The organism is Serratia aquatilis, from assembly GCF_044865145.1.
Classification (GTDB): Bacteria; Pseudomonadota; Gammaproteobacteria; order Enterobacterales; family Enterobacteriaceae; genus Chania; species Chania aquatilis.
Genome location: NZ_CP173186.1, coordinates 494,010 through 513,189, shown reverse-complemented (window position 1 = coordinate 513,189; position 19,180 = coordinate 494,010). Strand labels below are relative to the sequence as shown.

At 49.7% G+C, this 19,180-nt stretch carries 17 protein-coding genes and 1 pseudogene; 11 read left to right on the top strand and 7 right to left on the bottom strand.

Features of this window, described 5'->3' with window-relative positions; all coding sequences use genetic code 11:
* Positions 1-282 precede the first annotated feature (282 nt).
* Genes aroQ through accC form a run of 3 tightly spaced genes read left to right on the top strand, consistent with a single transcriptional unit; the run spans position 283 to position 2,592 of the window.
* Positions 283-735, top strand: coding sequence for a type II 3-dehydroquinate dehydratase (gene aroQ / locus SAQUA_RS02300; protein WP_380678220.1), 453 nt, complete (start codon positions 283-285; stop codon positions 733-735).
* Between the two features lie 31 nt (positions 736-766).
* Positions 767-1,231, top strand: a complete 465-nt coding sequence (accB, locus tag SAQUA_RS02295) for an acetyl-CoA carboxylase biotin carboxyl carrier protein (RefSeq protein ID WP_380677405.1) — start codon at positions 767-769, stop codon at positions 1,229-1,231.
* Between the two features lie 11 nt (positions 1,232-1,242).
* A complete protein-coding gene (gene accC / locus SAQUA_RS02290; RefSeq protein ID WP_380677401.1) occupies positions 1,243-2,592 on the top strand; it encodes an acetyl-CoA carboxylase biotin carboxylase subunit in 1,350 nt (449 codons plus the stop codon).
* A gap of 118 nt (positions 2,593-2,710) precedes the next feature.
* Here the strand turns inward: accC and SAQUA_RS02285 are convergent, their stop codons facing one another.
* The 5 genes from SAQUA_RS02285 to SAQUA_RS02265 all read right to left on the bottom strand — a co-directional run bounded on the left by SAQUA_RS02285 (position 2,711) and on the right by SAQUA_RS02265 (position 8,422).
* Positions 2,711-3,673 carry a sugar kinase gene (locus SAQUA_RS02285; RefSeq protein ID WP_380677399.1) on the bottom strand — a complete coding sequence of 321 codons (963 nt, stop codon included), beginning with the start codon at positions 3,671-3,673 and terminating at the stop codon, positions 2,711-2,713.
* 34 nt (positions 3,674-3,707) lie between these two features.
* Positions 3,708-4,697 carry an ABC transporter permease gene (locus SAQUA_RS02280; RefSeq protein WP_380677397.1) on the bottom strand — a complete coding sequence of 330 codons (990 nt, stop codon included), beginning with the start codon at positions 4,695-4,697 and terminating at the stop codon, positions 3,708-3,710.
* Positions 4,697-6,190 (bottom strand): sugar ABC transporter ATP-binding protein, encoded by a 1,494-nt coding sequence (locus SAQUA_RS02275; RefSeq protein ID WP_380677395.1) that lies wholly within the window; start codon positions 6,188-6,190, stop codon positions 4,697-4,699. The genes SAQUA_RS02280 and SAQUA_RS02275 overlap by 1 nt, the downstream gene beginning before the upstream one ends.
* 418 nt (positions 6,191-6,608) lie before the next feature.
* Positions 6,609-7,499: a substrate-binding domain-containing protein gene (locus SAQUA_RS02270; protein ID WP_380677393.1), complete on the bottom strand. Its 891-nt coding sequence runs from the start codon at positions 7,497-7,499 to the stop codon at positions 6,609-6,611.
* 68 nt (positions 7,500-7,567) lie between these two features.
* Positions 7,568-8,422, bottom strand: a complete 855-nt coding sequence (locus tag SAQUA_RS02265) for a tagatose bisphosphate family class II aldolase (protein ID WP_380677391.1) — start codon at positions 8,420-8,422, stop codon at positions 7,568-7,570.
* Between the two features lie 432 nt (positions 8,423-8,854).
* On the opposite strand from SAQUA_RS02265, the gene SAQUA_RS02260 reads away from it, so the two are divergent.
* The 8 genes from SAQUA_RS02260 to fis all read left to right on the top strand — a co-directional run bounded on the left by SAQUA_RS02260 (position 8,855) and on the right by fis (position 16,123).
* Complete coding sequence (locus SAQUA_RS02260) at positions 8,855-9,685, top strand: DeoR/GlpR family DNA-binding transcription regulator (RefSeq protein WP_380677389.1); 831 nt, start codon at positions 8,855-8,857, stop codon at positions 9,683-9,685.
* 10 nt (positions 9,686-9,695) lie between these two features.
* Complete coding sequence (locus SAQUA_RS02255) at positions 9,696-10,655, top strand: sugar kinase (protein ID WP_380677387.1); 960 nt, start codon at positions 9,696-9,698, stop codon at positions 10,653-10,655.
* Positions 10,656-10,962: 307 nt separating this feature from the next.
* Positions 10,963-11,205 carry a YhdT family protein gene (locus SAQUA_RS02250; protein ID WP_380677385.1) on the top strand — a complete coding sequence of 81 codons (243 nt, stop codon included), beginning with the start codon at positions 10,963-10,965 and terminating at the stop codon, positions 11,203-11,205.
* Positions 11,195-12,640 (top strand): sodium/pantothenate symporter, encoded by a 1,446-nt coding sequence (gene panF, locus SAQUA_RS02245; RefSeq protein WP_380677383.1) that lies wholly within the window; start codon positions 11,195-11,197, stop codon positions 12,638-12,640. Before SAQUA_RS02250 ends, panF begins: the two co-directional genes overlap by 11 nt.
* An 11-nt stretch (positions 12,641-12,651) precedes the next feature.
* A complete protein-coding gene (gene prmA, locus SAQUA_RS02240) occupies positions 12,652-13,533 on the top strand; it encodes a 50S ribosomal protein L11 methyltransferase (protein WP_380677381.1) in 882 nt (293 codons plus the stop codon).
* A 192-nt stretch (positions 13,534-13,725) separates the two neighbouring features.
* A complete protein-coding gene (locus tag SAQUA_RS02235) occupies positions 13,726-14,460 on the top strand; it encodes a carbonic anhydrase (RefSeq protein WP_380677379.1) in 735 nt (244 codons plus the stop codon).
* A gap of 379 nt (positions 14,461-14,839) precedes the next feature.
* Positions 14,840-15,805 (top strand): tRNA dihydrouridine synthase DusB, encoded by a 966-nt coding sequence (gene dusB / locus SAQUA_RS02230; protein ID WP_380677377.1) that lies wholly within the window; start codon positions 14,840-14,842, stop codon positions 15,803-15,805.
* Positions 15,806-15,826: 21 nt separating this feature from the next.
* Positions 15,827-16,123: a DNA-binding transcriptional regulator Fis gene (fis, locus tag SAQUA_RS02225; RefSeq protein ID WP_000462905.1), complete on the top strand. Its 297-nt coding sequence runs from the start codon at positions 15,827-15,829 to the stop codon at positions 16,121-16,123.
* A 776-nt stretch (positions 16,124-16,899) separates the two neighbouring features.
* Here fis and SAQUA_RS02220 read toward each other — a convergent pair.
* Together SAQUA_RS02220 and SAQUA_RS02215 are read right to left on the bottom strand one after the other, a co-directional pair.
* Complete coding sequence (locus SAQUA_RS02220) at positions 16,900-18,228, bottom strand: tetratricopeptide repeat protein (protein WP_380677352.1); 1,329 nt, start codon at positions 18,226-18,228, stop codon at positions 16,900-16,902.
* Positions 18,229-18,577: 349 nt separating this feature from the next.
* Positions 18,578-19,102 (bottom strand): annotated as a pseudogene (locus SAQUA_RS02215) (transposase); the annotation flags it as partial.
* Between the last annotated feature and the right edge of the window lie 78 nt (positions 19,103-19,180).

The following is a 19,180-nucleotide window of genomic DNA, read 5'->3' as shown; positions in this document are numbered from 1 at the left end:
GGCAACAGTCGACCTGATTGACGGGAAAAATCCCTGGTTCTGATGAGGAACTTTTCTGTGTTCTACACCTCATAATCCAATAGTAGCATGCTCTGTTTACTGATTTAGGGTTGAATATCTTCGCTGATAAGACCAGTATTTAGCTGCGAATTGCTACGATATCGTTATAATGCCCGACCTTGTTCCTGCCGCTGGCGCAAAATCGTCGCGTAACAGGTGACAAATTGGAAACATCGGGTTATTTTCTACGATGATGGTTTTATTGCCGGAGATACCAGCACAATGGCGGATAAGTTTCACATTTTGCTTCTGAACGGCCCCAATCTCAATCTGCTGGGGACGCGTGAGCCAGAAAAATATGGCAGCACAACGCTAACAGAGATTGTTAATGGATTGGAAAACCAGGCGCTCGCGCTAGACATCACTCTGAGTCATCTACAATCCAATGCCGAGCATGCGTTAATCGATCGCATTCATCAGGCACACGGTAATACGGACTTTATTCTGATTAACCCTGCCGCGTTCACGCATACCAGCGTGGCGTTGCGCGATGCGCTTTTAGCGGTACAGATCCCGTTTATCGAGATCCATCTGTCCAACGTGCATGCCCGTGAACCTTTCCGCCGTCACTCTTACCTGTCAGATATTGCAGTAGGGGTGATCTGCGGTCTCGGCGCGGATGGCTACACATTTGCTTTACAGGCAGCGGTTCGCCGTTTGTCAAAATCCAACTAATTGCTACACAGAAGAGTACGGAATCACACTCATGGATATTCGTAAAATAAAGAAACTGATCGAACTGGTTGAAGAATCAGGTATCTCTGAACTGGAAATCTCTGAAGGCGAAGAGTCAGTACGCATCAGTCGTGCCGCACCGGCCCAGGCTTACCCAATGATGCAACAGTATGCAATGCCGCTCCAGCAGCAACCTGCTCTAGCTACTGCTGTTGCCCCTGCTACGGCGGCGGAAACCCCAGCAGCACCAGCGGCCGTGAGTGGGCACATCGTTCGTTCACCGATGGTAGGTACCTTCTACCGCACGCCAAGCCCGGATGCGAAAGCCTTCGTGGAAGTCGGTCAGAAAGTGAACGCCGGTGATACCCTGTGCATCGTTGAAGCAATGAAAATGATGAACCAGATCGAAGCAGACAAGTCCGGTGTGGTTAAAGCTATCTTGGTAGAAAACGGCCAACCGGTTGAATATGACGAGCCATTGGTCGTCATCGAATAACGAGGCGCACCATGCTTGATAAAATTGTTATCGCCAACCGTGGCGAGATCGCGCTTCGTATACTGCGTGCCTGTAAAGAGCTTGGCATCAAAACCGTAGCTGTTCACTCAAGCGCCGATCGCGATCTGAAACACGTACTACTGGCGGATGAGACCGTATGTATCGGTCCTGCGCCTTCTGTAAAAAGCTATCTGAACATCCCGGCAATCATCTCCGCCGCTGAAATCACTGGCGCAGTAGCCATTCACCCAGGTTATGGTTTCCTGTCTGAAAATGCGGATTTTGCCGAGCAGGTAGAACGCTCTGGTTTCATCTTCATTGGCCCACGAGCTGAAACTATCCGGCTTATGGGTGACAAGGTTTCTGCCATCAACGCGATGAAAAAAGCGGGCGTTCCTTGTGTTCCAGGCTCTGATGGCCCGCTGACCGAGGACATGGATAAAAACCGTGCCTTCGCCAAGCGTATCGGTTACCCAGTGATCATCAAAGCTTCTGGCGGTGGCGGTGGCCGTGGGATGCGCGTTGTGCGCGGCGACAAAGATCTTGAGCAGTCCATTTCCATGACTAAAGCGGAAGCCAAAGCGGCTTTCAACAACGACATGGTTTACATGGAGAAATATCTGGAGAACCCACGCCACATCGAAATTCAGGTGTTGGCAGATGGCCAGGGCAATGCGATCTATCTGGCTGAACGTGACTGCTCCATGCAGCGCCGTCACCAGAAAGTGGTTGAAGAAGCCCCAGCGCCAGGGATCACCCCAGAGCTGCGCCGCTACATCGGTGAACGTTGTTCAAAAGCCTGCGTTGAAATCGGCTACCGTGGTGCGGGTACCTTTGAGTTCCTGTATGAAAACGGCGAGTTCTATTTCATCGAAATGAATACTCGTATTCAGGTGGAACACCCGGTGACAGAAATGATCACTGGTGTAGATCTGATCAAAGAGCAACTGCGTATCGCTGCCGGTCAACCGCTGTCGATCAAGCAGGAAGAAGTGAAGGTTCACGGCCATGCGGTGGAATGCCGTATTAACGCCGAAGATCCGAACACCTTCTTGCCAAGCCCGGGTAAGATCACCCGTTTCCATGCTCCAGGTGGTTTCGGCGTGCGTTGGGAATCACATATCTACGCCGGGTATACCGTACCGCCGTACTATGATTCCATGATCGGCAAACTGATCACTTACGGTGAAAACCGTGATGTGGCCATTGCCCGCATGAAGAATGCCTTGGCAGAGTTGATCATCGATGGCATAAAAACCAACGTTGAGCTGCAGCAGAAGATCATGAGCGACGAAAACTTCCAGCATGGTGGCACCAACATCCACTATCTGGAGAAAAAGCTGGGTCTGCAGGAAACCTGATAACCCGCTATCGGTTATAGAATAAAAACACCGCATGAGCTCATCTGCGGTGTTTTTTTATCACTGAAGCGATAGCCCATTCTGCACGCATGACACGATATCTTTTGCAGCAAGGGGTTTATAGCGCACCTACGGAAGCAAGATGTTGCTGTTGATGTAAGAACGCATCAATTTCAGCAAAGGTGGATGTTCCTTCCATCGGACCGCGCCTGGTCACAGCCAGTGCCCCACAAGCATTGGCATAACGCAGCGCCTGCGGAACGCTATGCCCTTGTAATCGGCAGGCGATGTAAGCACCACCAAAGCAATCCCCAGCGCCAGTTGGATCCACCTCATCGACGGAGTAGCTATCAATATGAATAGTTTCATCCGTGGAATAGTAGCTTGCACCCTTATCACCACGCTTCACAACCACCTCTTTAATACCGTCCTTTAGGTAATGTGCAATTGCCCCATCCAGCGTTGACTGTGAAGAGAGCAGCATCACTTCGCCTTCGCTTGGCATATAGATGTCTGTCAACTCCAGCACGTAATGCAGTGCATCCCGCATTTCAGGGATATTGAGCATTTCTTTACGGATATTCGGATCGAAAGATAGTGTGCCGCCATGGGCTTTCACGATGCCCGCAGCCTTTTTCACTGCATTCACCATATGGAATGAAAATAGTGAAGAGCCCATAACGTGGAAGTGCTGGCAGTCCTGCAATAGTTCGGCATTAACATGTTCCGCAGATAATTTGCCACAAGCGGCGTTTTTGATATTGAAAATAAAATCACGTTCGCCGTTTGAATGATATGTCACAAAAGCGCTGCCGGTTGTTTCATGGGGCAACACGCGGATACCACGTACATCCACGCCATCTGCCTTCAGGCGTTCGATATTCAACATACCAAAGCCGTCGTTGCCCACGCAGCTGATAATGCCGCACTGCCCGCCCAACTTGGTGGCCTGATCAATAAAAATTGCAGGGGCGCCACTGGGGAAAGGGCCATTCCACACGCCTGGATGGGTGAAAGTCTGACCAACCTTATCGGCCATGATCTCAACCAGGATCTCTCCGATGGTATAAATCTTTCTCATTATCCCGTTCCTTATACAAATATGCCTTTAACCACTAACCACGTTTCTTTTTATTTCTGACGTCGACATACACCGCAATAAGGATCACCAATCCCTTGACTACCATCTGGTAGAAATAAGGCACGTTCATTAAGTTCATCCCGTTGTTGATCACTCCGATTGTCAGTGCCCCAATCATGGTACCAATCACCGTGCCGTATCCGCCGTTCAGGCTGGTGCCCCCTAGTACTGCGGCAGCGATAGCATCCAGTTCATAACTCAGTGCCGCGTTGGGCTGGCCTGAATAGAGGCGAGAGGCCAAGATCATGCCGCTGATACCCGCCATCACCGCAGTGATCATAAAGACCTTGATTTTCAACGCGGAAACGCTAATCCCGGAATAAACGGCAGCCTCTTTATTACCACCAGTAATATAAATTTTTCGCCCAAACGTGGTTTTCGACAAAATAAAGTGGTTAACGATCAGCAAGGCCAACAGGATCCAGATCGGTATGGGAATATAGAGGAATTCGCCATTACCCAATGCCAGAAAGGCTTCGTCTTTAATCATGATTGGCGTACCGTCGGTAACGATGTAGGCGATCCCACGGAAGATCCCCATCGTGGCAACGGTGACGATAAACGAAGGAATACCTGCCAATGCCGTCAGACTGCCGTTAACCAAACCCAGCACCAGTGCCGCCATAATCGACAGTGGGATCACCAGAATAAACGGGATGCCAAACGACAACCCAAGGGCAGCAAACGTACCCACCAGCGCGATGGTCGAACCTACCGAGAGATCGATATCCCCCAGTAACAGCACATAAGTCATGCCATAGGCGGTGATCGCAATGATCGAAACCTGCAGAATGATATTGGTAACATTATTCACGCTCAGAAAGCTGTCGTTGATAAAACCAAACAATACAATCAGGGCGATCAAACCTGCCAGAATGCCACCATACTGCCTAATGGCTTTTGCCAGTTTTCCTGGGCCGTTGAACGCCTGGTGTCCCCCGGCAGCCAGCACTTTTTCGCTCATTATTTGACTCCTGTTGCTGCAGTCATAACCTGTGTTTGCGTTAAACCAGCGCTGGTGAAAATCTCGGCAATTTGCTTCGCTCGCATCACCACCAGACGATCGCTGAGTGCCATAACTTCGGGTAGCTCGGAAGAGACCAAAATGATGGCGGTACCCTGAGCCGCGAGTTGCCGAATCACGTTATAGATCTCGAACTTCGCGCCAACATCCACACCGCGTGTGGGCTCATCGAGGATTAATATCTTGGGTACTTTTTCCAACCACTTCGATAGCACAATCTTTTGCTGGTTACCGCCGCTCAAGGTACTAACCAATTGATAGGGCGAGCTGACCTTGATATTCATACGCCTTATTGCCTGCAAGGTTTGTGCTTCTTCACGCTTGTAGTTAATCAAACGGGAGTCCGTATACTGGAATGCCACATGGTGGGTATTCATGCTAACGTCATGCATCAATACCAGCCCTTCCTCTTTGCGGTTTTCCGTCACGAAGGCAATTCCCTGCGCAATCGCCTGTTGCGGGCTACGAATGGTAACTACCGCGTCATCGATGCGAATTTCCCCCTGATAACCGGTCAGACCGAAGATGGCCTTCATCACGTCGGAACGCCCCGACCCCACTAGCCCAAAAAAGCCTAAAACCTCTCCGGCACGTAGCGAAAAATGGATATCGTGAAACAGTTTTTGCTGTGAGAAATTGCGCAGCTCCAGCACCGGTGGGTTGTCTGTTGCCGGTGGTTGACCAATCCGTGGTGGGTAGATATTAGCCATTTCACGGCCTACCATCTCAGCAATCAACTGATGAATATTCGTCTTTTGCTTATCGTGGGTGGCGATGAATTCCCCGTCGCGCAGAACGGAAATATCGTCGGAAACTCGCATGATTTCGTCCATACGGTGGGAGATATAAATGACCGCACAATCCCGCTGTTTCAGCTTGTCGATAATGCCGAACAGAATATCGGCCTCGTTATCACTCAGAGAAGAGGTCGGTTCATCCATAATGACCACATCGGCCGGGTAACTCAGCGCCTTGGCAATTTCCACCAGTTGGCGCTGCGCCATCGACATGGAGCCGACAACTTGCTGTGGATCGAGTGGAATAGCCAAATCCGTCAGCAGACGTTGGCAATCATTCACCATCTTTGCGTGATTAATAATACCAAAGCGGTTGGGTTCATTATTAGCATAGATATTTTCCGCCACGCTCATGTTATTACTCAGGCTTAGCTCCTGAAAAATAATAGCAATCCCCAGCTTTCTTGAGTGTTGCGGATTGGCAATAGTCACTCGTTGCCCTTTAAGAACAATCTCTCCTTTGGTGGGAGGATAAATACCCGCCAGAATTTTCATCAGCGTGGATTTACCAGCACCATTCTCCCCTAGCAACGTATGGACTCTACCCTTGCGTATTTTCAGGCTGACATTTTTTAGCGCGTTAACATGGCCAAAGCTTTTAGCTATTTCCGTTACCGCCAGCACTGTATCCGTCATGATACCCTCCACGCGGGGATATATTCGAGCAGGCAGCAAACTCGGTTGCACCCATCTAACCGGGGCGAGTCACCGCAAGCCAACATTAGGCTGTGTCCCTTAATTGCACGCGAGCGCCGCTGGCGGTCATTTGCGCACAGGGCAAGGCGTGAGCCGCGAGGTTTGGTGGACCAAATAAGCGGCGAACAACGCCGCAATGCGCGCAAATGGCCCCAGCCCGTAGGGTCGCGCCCCAAAAGCCCATTCTCTGTGGTGTCGGGCTTGAACAGAGACCCACTCTGCCCTTCACCCTCCACCTTGATAACGGGCTTTTGGGTCTGCGACGGCACCACGGGCAATTAAGGGACACAGCCTAAAGATGATGGAGGTAAAGCCAAGCACCACTGCGCTTTGCTTTACCTTTAATTAACCAGCCACGTTATTTGCCGGTGTAAACACCCGGAGCAATCGGGATCAGCTTCGCCACCGGTTTGCCGTTGAGGTGATCAACAGCGGCATCAATAGCTTTGGCGCCCATCTGGTCTGGATACTGACGTATAACGGCAACAAAGGTTTTGCCGCTGTCAACGGCATCACGCGCCTCTTTCATACCATCAAAACCGATGATCTTGATATTGTCGTTACGGGCTGATTTAGCGGCGATAACTGCGGCCAGTGCAGCATCATCACCAAAACCGAACAGGCCGTTCAGGTCTGGATGCGCTTGCATCATGTTCTGTGCCACCGTCAGCGCTTCTGCGCGGGTGATGCCGGTCTGGATAGCGACAATCTTCACCTCTGGAGTCTCAGCCAGCCCTTTCTTGAAACCATCCACGCGGGCCACTACCGACTGCACAGCCGGATAATCGATAATCGCCACCTTACCTTTACCATTCAGCAGTTTACCCATCATCTTGCCTGCTTCTACCCCACCGGCATAGTTGTCTGTCGCCACATGGCTAACCACCGGTACGCCTTCGGCGGCAACGTCGACGGTAATCACTGGAATACCGGCTTTTTCTGCTTTTATAATCGCCGCCTGTACCCCTTTAGAATCCACCGGGGAGATAATAATGGCGTCAACTTTCTTGGTAATAAAGTCCTCGACGTCAGAGAGTTGTTTATTCAGATCCTGATTGGCGATGGAGATATTCAGTACCACATCATTTTTCTTGGCTTCCGCTTTCATAGCATCAGCAAGCTCAATATAGAAAGGGTGCTGTTGTGTTAATAAAGATGCACCCATTTTATATTCTTTTGCTAACGTTACCTGAGAGAACATCGCTAAACCTATTGCAAGCACAGAGCCCAATACTTTTATTTTATTCATGTTCTATCCTCAATTATTATTCCTGGGTCTATCGCGACTCAGTATTTGGGGTTGTTACAGATAAGCATTTACAATTGGCCTTCACACCCGCAAACGCCAATGACTTTTTCCACTACACGCTGCATGGCACTTTTTGCCGGCAACATATAGTGGCGTGGGTCATTAGCATCAGGATGCTGATTAAAATAGTCTTTCAGGGCGTCGGAGAAGGCGATCTTCAGTTCAGTAGCCACGTTAACCTTGCAGATCCCCAGGTTTATGCAGCGGCGGATATCACTGTCGCTCAGCCCGGAAGCACCATGTAGCACCAGCGGTAGATCAACCCGGTCACGGATCTGCTCCAGACGGGAAAAATCCAATTTGGGTTCTGACTGGTACAAGCCATGTGCAGTACCAATCGCCACCGCCAGCGAGTCAATCCCGGTGCGGGCAACAAATTCTACTGCGGCTTCCGGCGAAGTGTAGATAGCGTCTTTACCTTCCACAACAAGGTCGTCCTCCTGCCCCCCCAGACGGCCAAGCTCAGCTTCAACACTGGCATCATAGCGGTGGGCGTAATCGACGATCTGTTTCACCAACGCCACATTCTCTTCAAAAGGAAAGTGGGAGCCATCAATCATCACCGAACGGATACCGGTATTGATCTTATGGAACATATCAGCAGGATCTTCGTGATGATCCAGATGCAGTACCAGCGGGATCTGATGTTCATGGGCCAGTGCCTTAACGATCATGACGATGTTATCCAATCCGCCATAATGAAAAGTGCTCGTGGTTCCCGCCAGAATAACCGGTGAACGGTATTTTGCAGCGGTTTCGACCACCACCTGCAGGGTTTCAAGATTGTGAATGTTGAAGGCGGGTACCGCGTACCCCTGCTGCTGCGCTTTCTTCAGCATGTTCTTGCTTGAAATAATGTACATCGAATCTCCTTGGTACCGGTTCCGCAACCACTGAACACCGCAGCGAGTGATTACAAAATGAAAATTTAAAAACGCAAACTTTCTAACTGAAACCAAATATAGAGATAACGACCAAATAAAAGCGTGATAGCGATCGAGTATTACCAAATAACTTTCAAAACGTAATTTTTATATCAATTATTTACGAAACATAAGAATTAATCGTGATGATTACCCGTTGAAGGTGAGTTATCGCAGGCGGCTCCTCACTGCTAACTGGTGATAATAAATAAGTAACACATTGAATATAAATAATAATAAATTAAAATGAGGTTTTTATCTCTCAATGATTCATGGCTTGCTACATACTGAAAGCCACCAGTAGTATTACTTTCAATTAGAAAGTATGAAGGTTATAGTAGCCGCCATTACCGTTTAACGATGGGGGCGCGTGTGCCCAGAAAGTCATCTAATCTACTGAAACGCAGATTAAAAATTGCTGAGCTCGTTGGGCAACAAGGGGAGATCAAGGTTGAAGATCTTTCAGCCCAATTAGGGGTTTCAGGCGTAACGATCCGCGGCGATCTCAGCTACCTGGAACAACAAGGCTATCTCAAGCGCTCGTTTGGCGGTGCGATTGCCACACCTTCGCAGCCTCACACCGTGGCAATCGAGCCAGGCGTCACTCTGCCACCGCTCACATTGGCCAACCAATTGGAGATAGCACGCCACTGCGCCAGAATGATTTCCGATCGCGACACTATATTTCTTGGCCACGGCGATATCTGCCGCAAGATTGTCCCCTTTCTGAGTGGTTTTAAAAAATTACGATTAATCGTCAACGACTTGCAGCATGCTATTCTGGCCGATCAGTTTATTGATGGTGAAATCATCTTGGCCGGCGGGGAGTTGATCCGTTCGCAGACGGTGTTAAGCGGTAAAGCGCTGGACGCAGTTGTCCAGCAATTCACCATCAGTCACTGCATCCTGCAGGCCAGTATCATGGATAGCTCCGGCATCCTGAATATCGATCAGCCACTGCTGGCCCCACACTATCAACGCTGCATGGATAAGGCTCAGAATACGACGGCCATCGTTACCCATTTACCCGTTCAGGCCAACGCAATCGGTACCATCGGCCACCTTAGCAGGGTCGATAATCTGGTGACCAACCGCAGCGTGAATGAACATTATCAGCAGCAATTATTTGAGTCCGACTTCAGTATCCGCTACACCAATAATGAATGTTTTACTTGGGCAAGTCGGGAAACGATCGGGGAATAAAGGGGCACTTATGTCAGTTAGCATCTGCACGATGGGTGAGTTACTGGTTGAATTCCTTTCAAAAAATTATAATCAGGGATTCACTCAGCCAGGCGAGTTTCTTGGGCCATACCCCAGCGGGGCACCGGCCATCTATGCCGCTCAGGTGGCTCGGCTTGGTTTTGGCTCCACGTTATTTGGCTGCGTGGGTAACGATGACTTTGGCCGCATGAACATTGAACGCCTTAGACTTGAGGGGGTTATCACCGACGGTATCAGTGTGATCGACAAAGCCCCAACCGGCACAGCCTTCGTCAGCTACCGAAATCCCGTCGAGCGCGATTTTATCTTCAACATTCCCAACAGCGCCTGTGGCTTCTTTACTGCTGACCATATCGATCTGGCTTTGCTCAACCAGTGCCAGCATTTTCACATCATGGGCTCTTCGCTGTTCTCATTCCGCATCATCGATGCCATGCGCCGGGCTATCCAGATCGTCAAAGCCAACAACGGTACAGTGTCATTCGATCCGAATATTCGTAAGGAAATGCTCAATATCCCGGAGATGAGTCAAGCCTTCGATTACATTCTTGAATATACCGATATCTTCCTGCCAAGTGAGGGGGAAGTGCACCACTTTGCCAGTAGCAAAAATCAGCAAGAAGCTGACATCGTGCAGGAATTACTGGAAAGCGGCGTGCAACACATCGTTATCAAGCGTGCTCAGAAAGGTGCCAGCCATTATCGGCAACACCACGGGCAGATACAGGAGCTACACCTACCTGGTTTTAGCACCAGGATGGTCGACCCGACTGGGGCTGGCGACTGCTTTGGGGCCACCTTTGTCAGCCTGTTCCTGTCAGGCTACAGCGCAGAGAAATCGCTGCAGTATGCTAATGCCAGCGGTGCTCTGGCCGTCTCCCATAAAGGGCCGATGGAAGGTTTATCCAGCTTGGCACAAATCGAGAGTTTCATTCGGCAGCACGCTTAGGCTGTGTTCCTTAGCTGCACGCGAGCGCCGCTGGCGATCATTTGTGTGCAGGGCAAGGCGTGGGCTGCGAGGTTTGGTGGACCAAATACGCCGCAATGCGCCCAAATGGCCCCAGCCCTGTGGGTCGGGCCCTCGGTGCGCTAGGCTCGGGTGTCTCGGGTCAGAAGGCAACTTTGTCATCAACCTCAAAGGCCAACTATTGGCCGGTTTTTTATTCTCTCTGCAATATAACGGCTTGGCAAAACACCTCCTTGCCGTAAAATCCCCTACTTTGCCAATCCATAACCGTAAACCCCCGGAGGCACGGATGGAAAAACGCTTTGTTCAAGCTCACCGCGAAGCGCGCTGGGCACTGGGCCTGACGCTGCTTTACCTACTGGCCTGGTCACTGGCAGCCTACCTACCAAACAGTGCAAGGGGTATCACCGGCTTGCCACACTGGTTCGAAATGGCCTGCCTGCTGGTTCCACTACTGTTTATCGGCCTATGCTGGTTGATGGTACGCGTAGTATTTCGTGACATTCCCCTGGAGGATGGCGATGAAAATTGAAGTCATTCTGCCGTTGATCGCTTACTTACTGCTGGTTTTTGGCCTATCAATCTATGCCTACAGCCGCCGCCAAAGCGGTAATTTCCTCAGCGAATATTTCCTTGGCAACCGTTCTATGGGCGGTTTTGTTCTGGCAATGACGCTAACCGCAACCTATATCAGCGCCAGTTCGTTTATTGGAGGCCCCGGTGCCGCCTACAAATATGGTCTCGGCTGGGTACTACTGGCGATGATCCAACTGCCCGCCGTGTGGCTCTCTCTCGGCGTTCTGGGTAAAAAGTTTGCCATTCTGGCGCGGCGCTACAATGCGATCACGCTTAACGATATGCTGTTCGCACGCTATCAGAGCCGCTTGCTGGTATGGCTTGCCAGCCTGAGCCTGTTAGTGGCCTTCCTGGGGGCCATGACGGTGCAGTTTATCGGCGGGGCTCGCCTGCTGGAGACCGCTGCGGGTATTCCTTACGATCAAGGCCTATTGATTTTCGGCGTCAGCATTGCGCTGTACACCGCGTTCGGCGGATTCCGTGCCAGCGTACTGAACGATGCCATGCAGGGACTGGTGATGCTGTTGGGCACTGTGTTGCTACTGGTCGCCGTGATCCACGCCGCCGGTGGTTTACATAGCGCGGTTGATAAACTTCAGCAAATCGATCCGGCGCTGGTTTCACCGCAGGGCGGCGAACAAATCCTCAGCCTGCCGTTTATGGCATCGTTCTGGATCCTGGTGTGCTTCGGTGTGATTGGTCTACCCCACACGGCCGTGCGCTGTATCTCTTATAAAGACAGCAAAGCCGTACACCGCGGGATTATTCTTGGCACCATAGTGGTAGCGATCCTGATGTTTGGTATGCATCTGGCTGGTGCCTTGGGCCGAGCGGTGCTCCCAGACCTGAAGATCCCCGATCAAGTGATCCCGACACTCATGATCACCGTGCTACCGCCCTTCGCCGCCGGGATTTTTCTGGCAGCACCGATGGCAGCCATTATGTCGACTATCAACGCCCAACTACTGCAATCCTCTGCCACTATCATTAAAGATCTGTATCTGGGCGTACGCCCACAGCAGATGCAGAACGAAAAGATGATCAAACGCTTCTCCAGCCTGACAACGCTGATCCTCGGTTTGCTGGTGTTGCTGGCAGCCTGGCGGCCACCAGAGATGATTATCTGGCTAAACCTGCTGGCATTTGGCGGGTTGGAGGCGGTATTCCTGTGGCCACTGGTGTTAGGCCTTTACTGGGAGAGGGCCAATGCACAGGGAGCCCTTAGCTCGATGGTCATGGGTGCGGTATGCTATACGCTATTAGCCAGCTTCAAAATACAGCTGGCAGGGCTACACCCCATTGTACCTTCGCTACTGCTTAGCCTGGTGGCGTTTTATATCGGTAACCTCTGCGGCGAAAAAAGCCGCCTGCCGTCATCATTACCCTCTTGAAGAGAATTGCTATGCCTTGGATCCAACTAAAACTGAACACCACCGGCAGCCAGGCAGAAGACCTGAGCGATGCGCTGGTTGAAAGCGGCGCCGTATCGGTAACCTTTCAGGATACGCACGATAACCCGGTATTTGAACCGTTGCCGGGCGAAACCCTGTTGTGGGGCGATACCGATGTGATCGGTCTGTACGATGCTGAAACCGATATGGCGGAAGTTGTAGCTATGCTGGCACAGCACCCACTGTTGGGGGCGGGTTTCCGCCATAAAATCGAGCAGTTGGAAGATAAAGACTGGGAACGCGAATGGATGGATAATTTCCACCCGATGCGTTTCGGTGAACGTCTGTGGATTTGCCCAAGCTGGCGCGATGTTCCCGATCCGGATGCTGTAAATGTGATGCTCGACCCGGGTTTGGCATTTGGCACCGGTACGCATCCCACCACAGCACTTTGCTTGCAATGGCTGGATGGTTTGGATCTTACAGGGAAAACCGTCATCGACTTCGGCTGCGGTTCAGGCATCCTGGCTATCGCGGCACTAAAACTGGGTGCCGAACGCGCTATTGGCATTGATATCGATCCGCAAGCCATTCAGGCCAGCCGCGATAACGCGCAACGTAACGGCGTTTCTGAACGTTTAGAGCTGTATTTGCCAAAAGATCAGCCGGCCAATCTGTTGGCCGACGTGGTAGTGGCAAATATTCTGGCTGGCCCGCTGCGCGAGTTGGCACCATTAATCAGCGACCTGCCAAAAGCCGGTGGCTATCTGGGCCTCTCTGGCGTTTTGGCAACTCAGGCCACCAGCGTAGCAGAAGCCTACCAGGATAAATTCGCACTCGACCCGGTAGCCGAACGCGAAGAGTGGTGCCGTATTACCGGGCAACGCAAATAGTTACACTTTTTCCTGCTATCAAAAACCATCGGTAATTTAATCAGTTCCGATGGTTTTCTTTATCCTCCACGACATTTCCTAATTTAAGCTTAAATGCACTGAGCGTATGCTCCTGCGCGAAGCGACGGCGGCCTGCTACACATAAGCTACCCGCTTGGGATGATTGGCATTTTCGTTTGCAAAGGAAAAAAAATGAAAGGAAAAATGTTGCTTGCTGCCATACTGACTACCAGCTTCGCGGTTAGTGCGGCAGAACATGCCCATTGGGGTTATGAAGGCAAGGAGGACCCAGCACATTGGGGCAAACTCTCACCCGATTTCTCATTGTGTGAAACAGGTAAAAATCAGTCCCCTGTTAATATCCAGGGCGCATTGAAAACCCACCATGGCAAACTCGAACTGGCTTTCCAGCCGGGCAAACAGCAGATCGTCAACAACGGTCATACGATCCAGGTAAACGTCAGCGAAGGGAACACGCTGCTGTTGGATAAAGATACCTTCGTACTACAGCAATTCCATTTCCACGCCCCAAGCGAAAATGAAATTGATGGCAAGCAGTTCCCACTGGAAGCACACTTTGTCTTTAAAGACAAAGGCGGTGCCTTGGCAGTTCTTGCCCTTATGTTCCAGGAAGGTAAAGCCAACCCACAATTAGCGCAGGCCTGGCAACAGATGCCGACTGTTGTTGATCAGACCGCCGTGCTGAATAAGCCAGTGGACATCAAAGCGCTGCTGCCGAAAGAATTTAACTTCTACCGCTTCAGTGGTTCATTGACGACACCACCATGTTCAGAAGGTGTCACCTGGATGGTACTGGATAAACCGATAAGCGCTTCTGCCGAGCAGATCAGCCAATTCCGTTCAGTTGTCCATCACCCCAACAACCGCCCAGTACAGCCGCTCAATGGCCGGGTAATCGTTGATTAATGATGATCCTTTGTTCACCGCAGCCTCAACAAAGTGGCGGTGAACCCTTTTTACAGGTGTATTACTGGCTTTCAACAGTAATTTTTTGCTTTTTTGTCAAAGTATTACCCTGAAAATGCTATGATACGCCTGATGTTACGTGCTTATATTTGCGCCACCTAAAGATAATATTCTGTTGTTTGAAGAATATTTAACTGAACGAAAAATAAGCACAAAATGCCAAGTGGTTGTTAAGTAAGTACAATATTTCCATTTGCCGCTGTGAGCCGCATTTTCATTGATAAATAGCAGTAAATTGGTCAAAGTTTGGCCTTTCATCTCAGTGAAAAAATGCGTAATATACGCGCCCTTGCGGACACAGTATGGTCATTCTTTGTCTATGCGCATTGGACACCACCAGTTAACAAATTGCTTGATTGCGGCCCCGATGGCCGGTATCACAGATCGCCCATTCAGAACCTTATGTCATGCAATGGGTGCTGGGATGGCTGTATCCGAAATGCTCTCCTCCAACCCAGAGGTATGGCGAACGGATAAGTCGCGTCTGCGTATGGTACATAGTGATGAACCAGGGATCCGTTCCGTGCAGATTGCCGGATGCGATCCTGATGATATGGCAGCTGCGGCGCGCATTAATGTGGCCAGCGGTGCTCAGATCATTGACATCAATATGGGTTGCCCGGCCAAGAAGGTGAACCGGAAGCTTGCAGGGTCTGCATTACTGCAGTACCCGGATCTGGTTAAGCAGATCCTCCTCGCGGTAGTCAACGCGGTGGATGTGCCGGTAACACTGAAGATACGTACCGGCTGGGAGCCAGAACACCGTAACTGTGTAGAGATTGCCCAACTGGCCGAAGATTGTGGTATACAGGCCCTGACTGTTCATGGCCGAACCCGCGCCTGTCTGTTTAACGGCGACGCGGAGTACGACAGCATTCGGGCAGTTAAGCAGAATGTTTCCATTCCGATTATCGCGAACGGTGACATTACTGACCCGCATAAAGCCAGAGCAGTGCTCGACTATACTGGGGCTGATGCCCTGATGATAGGCCGCGCTGCTCAGGGGAGACCCTGGATCTTCCGGGAAATCCAGCATTATCTGGACACTGGGGAGTTGCTGCCACCGATGCCTCTGGGCGAAGTGAAGCGCTTGCTGATAGGGCATATTCGGGAATTGCACGGCTTTTACGGCCAAGGCAAGGGATTCCGGATTGCTCGAAAACACGTCTCTTGGTACTTACAGGAGCACGCCCCGAATGACCAGTTTCGGCGCACATTCAACGCCATTGAGGATGCCAGCGAACAGCTGGAGGCGTTGGAGGCATATTTCGAAAATCTTGCGTAACAAAAAAGAGCTGACAGAACTATGTTCGAACAACGCGTAAATTCTGACGTACTGACCGTTTCAACCGTGAACTCACAGGATCAAGTGACTCAAAAGCCTCTGCGTGACTCGGTTAAGCAAGCACTGAAGAACTATTTTGCTCAACTGAATGGTCAGGATGTTAATGACCTGTATGAGTTGGTATTGGCTGAAGTTGAACAGCCACTGTTGGACATGGTGATGCAATACACCCGTGGCAACCAGACCCGCGCAGCCCTGATGATGGGGATCAACCGCGGTACACTGCGTAAGAAATTGAAAAAATACGGCATGAACTGATACTAGTCAGTCAACGTATTGATATAAAGGCGCTTTTCCTCATTCGGATAGCGCCTTTTTCTTTTAACGTAATACACCACGTGATACACAGTAGTTTGTGTTATCAAAATATCGACGACTAAAATCAACATCACATCTGCTCGTAGGCCAACCTCCTATTTTTTGCTTATCCGCTATCAATGCCTCTATATCCGTTATGAAGATGGTGATATTTGTGACTGGTTCGCCACACTGGTGGATATACTCTAAATAATTCGAGTTGCATGTAGGCGGCGAGTCTGAGAGTCACCAGGAGCATAGCTCACTATGTAACTGGTGCGAGCGGGCGAAGCCAACACCCATGCAACTTGAAGTATGACGAGTATAATCAGCGCCAACAGTGGTCGGGGTTAGCTGGTGTTTATGATGCTGCGCCTGGTGCTCATTCAGTCCTGACCTGCCCTAAATTTTACGCTGCCGGTGGCGCGATTCATAACCTGTCCATTTCCGCAAAAAAAGCGGTACATTCCGATACATTGCCGCTTGACACTTTTGCGCACCAAGCGTGAAAAACCTTGGCATTTCCATACATCAATCATGAGTAATTCCACGCATAATAAGCTATGCTCCTGGGGCTTACTCGCTTGCCGCCTGCCTGCAACTTGAATGAACTTGGGTATATACTCGAAACACTTCAAATTGCATATCAAAACCAAGCCATCTAATTGATATTTAGACAATTTAATGCATGGCAAGTCAAGCATCTTGAAGTGTAATGAGTATACATGGCAATCCTGTCAACTTGCGTTATCTAATGGGCCAAATTGCCATTCACTACCTTTCAAATGGAAAGAAAAATGCCTATCTTTAATTTCTTCCTGCTGCTCCTTTTTATCCCGCCATGATAATTGAACATTGCAACTCACTGTTCCATCACTCTCGTTTAATTTACAATCTGGCTTAATTGAAATAATCTTTACAAGGCCAGCATTTATAATTTCACTCGTCTTATCTTTCTGGTTTCTGGCAAATCTTTCAACCGCTTTTTGCGCCTGCTCAACTGTTGGGTATGGCACCGCTGGATTGAGCTTACTCTTATCCGCCAGTTTTTCCAAAATAGGCGCTTCCCAATAATTATATTTGTACTCTAACGGAAGTTGCATATACAGAATTTTACCCATACCGAAATCCAGTTGCACAATACAATTTATTTTTTGTTTGCTTTCATAGATACAACCAGGAACCTTGAGTACATCCGCAGAGCGCAGTCTACCGATTATATACGTTTGAATATCGAAGGTATCAATGTCAATAAAATCCACCGCTCGCTGAATAGCCGCTTTTACCTCTGCAGGCTGAGGTAGAGATGGAGTAATAGACGTATTTTCCTTAGCTTTCATTTCTTCAAGTGCTTTTTGTGCAGAGACAAAACCTTGATTAGCGGCCTTACGAAGCCAGAATACGGCCTGAGCCTCGTCTTTTTCCACACCTTCACCATTAGCATATTTGTAGCCTAGCGCATATTGAGCGGTAACAAATTTTTGATCTGCTGCTTTGCGAAACCAAAACATTGCCTGAGCTGGATCCTGGGCTGTACCTCGGCCAGAATTGTACATCAAGCCTAGGGTATATTGGGCATCAGCAAGACCTTTGTCCGCTGCTTTGCGGACCCAAACTATTCCCTGAGCGGGATCCTCTGCTACACCCCTGCCATTGATATACATGATTCCTAAATTGAATTGGGCATAAGCCACCCCCTGATCTGCCGCTTTGCGGTACCAGAACATCGCCTGAACAGGGTCTTCTACTGACCCTTCGCCATCGTTATACATAAGCCCTAAATTAAATTGGGCATAAGCCAACCCTTGATCTGCCGCTTTGCGGTACCACTCAATAGCCTTCGCATTATCCTTTACTACTCCCAAACCTTCACCATACATACTCCCCAAACTATTTTGAGCAAGCGCGTTACCCTGTTCCGCCAAAGGCTGCCATTGTTTTAATGCTTCAGCGTAATCGCCATTGTTGTAAGCGGCTTCTCCTTCACTAAAATCTGCCAAAGCATTGGGAGACCACCCTAGAAACATAACTCCCAGAATAAATAAGTGACGCAAAATAACGAACATATTATTCCTCACGAATAGAATTGCAGACATGATGTTGTATCTCTTTTTTCCATGACATTAGGATCCGCATCCAAGTTACTTCAAATTACAAGTAAGTGGCAAACAATAGACAAATCATTTTTTAGTGATTAGGAAAAAACTCAAAATAACCATCCCCGTTATGTATACTCAAGTAGGTGATTCAGGCATATGACTCCACCAGCCTAATGATGGAAAGGTGATAAGGAGCCGTTATTCCTCATCTAAAAATCTGGTTATTCAATGAGTGGCTTCCGCTGTTTATATGTTGTAATGCTATGTTGAATAAATCATATTTGGACAAAAGGCCCCCCTTGAATGTGCATATCCCTCAGGCAACGCGCACACTTTTTGGCATCCCCGCGAGCGTCGTCTTGTTCAATGCACGGATAATGGCCATAGCCTTTGTCACTTGCGCATCATAATCACGCAAGGTCAGGTGACCACCAAATAGCTGCTTTACTCGGTACATCGCCGTTTCTGCTACCGAACGTCGATGGTAACCGGTCATGTTTTTCCATCATGCATTGTCCCCCGCAAGACGCTGGTTCCCCACCGCTTGATTTCGATCTTCGTAGTCTGCGGGCCAATAGCGGTCTCCGTTCCTGAACCGCATTAACACCTTGATTTTCAGGTGGGTCTGCCGGATATAGACCCGGGAATGCCTCCGCATCGGCACGTTGTTCAGTGACAGGTCAGCACAGATAACCTCGTGAATATCAGCATCCACAGCGAGATGCAGTGCTCGCCAAACGCGGCGCTTTTCCTTACCGTGCTTTTTCACCTTCCACTCGCCTTCACCGAAAACTTTTAATCCGCTGGAGTCGATAACGAGATGGGCAACCTCGCCGCGCGTGTAATGCCGGTCAGTTAAGCGAGAAAACGCATAATTTTTCAGCAAATGCTATAAGTCAGTCCCTTCCCCCTACGGGCT

Bases quoted from the DNA above. Each gene is read 5' to 3' on its own strand.
- SAQUA_RS02265 (WP_380677391.1), bottom strand. From the start codon at position 8,422: ATGTACATTATTTCAAGCAAGAACATGCTGAAGAAAGCGCAGCAGCAG.
- fis (WP_000462905.1), top strand. From the start codon at position 15,827: ATGTTCGAACAACGCGTAAATTCTGACGTACTGACCGTTTCAACCGTG.
- accB (WP_380677405.1), top strand. From the start codon at position 767: ATGGATATTCGTAAAATAAAGAAACTGATCGAACTGGTTGAAGAATCA.
- SAQUA_RS02255 (WP_380677387.1), top strand. From the start codon at position 9,696: ATGTCAGTTAGCATCTGCACGATGGGTGAGTTACTGGTTGAATTCCTT.
- SAQUA_RS02250 (WP_380677385.1), top strand. From the start codon at position 10,963: ATGGAAAAACGCTTTGTTCAAGCTCACCGCGAAGCGCGCTGGGCACTG.
- SAQUA_RS02220 (WP_380677352.1), bottom strand. From the start codon at position 18,228: ATGTTCGTTATTTTGCGTCACTTATTTATTCTGGGAGTTATGTTTCTA.
- prmA (WP_380677381.1), top strand. From the start codon at position 12,652: ATGCCTTGGATCCAACTAAAACTGAACACCACCGGCAGCCAGGCAGAA.
- SAQUA_RS02285 (WP_380677399.1), bottom strand. From the start codon at position 3,673: ATGAGAAAGATTTATACCATCGGAGAGATCCTGGTTGAGATCATGGCC.
- aroQ (WP_380678220.1), top strand. From the start codon at position 283: ATGGCGGATAAGTTTCACATTTTGCTTCTGAACGGCCCCAATCTCAAT.
- SAQUA_RS02275 (WP_380677395.1), bottom strand. From the start codon at position 6,190: ATGACGGATACAGTGCTGGCGGTAACGGAAATAGCTAAAAGCTTTGGC.
- accC (WP_380677401.1), top strand. From the start codon at position 1,243: ATGCTTGATAAAATTGTTATCGCCAACCGTGGCGAGATCGCGCTTCGT.
- SAQUA_RS02270 (WP_380677393.1), bottom strand. From the start codon at position 7,499: ATGAATAAAATAAAAGTATTGGGCTCTGTGCTTGCAATAGGTTTAGCG.
- dusB (WP_380677377.1), top strand. From the start codon at position 14,840: ATGCGCATTGGACACCACCAGTTAACAAATTGCTTGATTGCGGCCCCG.
- SAQUA_RS02280 (WP_380677397.1), bottom strand. From the start codon at position 4,697: ATGAGCGAAAAAGTGCTGGCTGCCGGGGGACACCAGGCGTTCAACGGC.
- SAQUA_RS02235 (WP_380677379.1), top strand. From the start codon at position 13,726: ATGAAAGGAAAAATGTTGCTTGCTGCCATACTGACTACCAGCTTCGCG.
- panF (WP_380677383.1), top strand. From the start codon at position 11,195: ATGAAAATTGAAGTCATTCTGCCGTTGATCGCTTACTTACTGCTGGTT.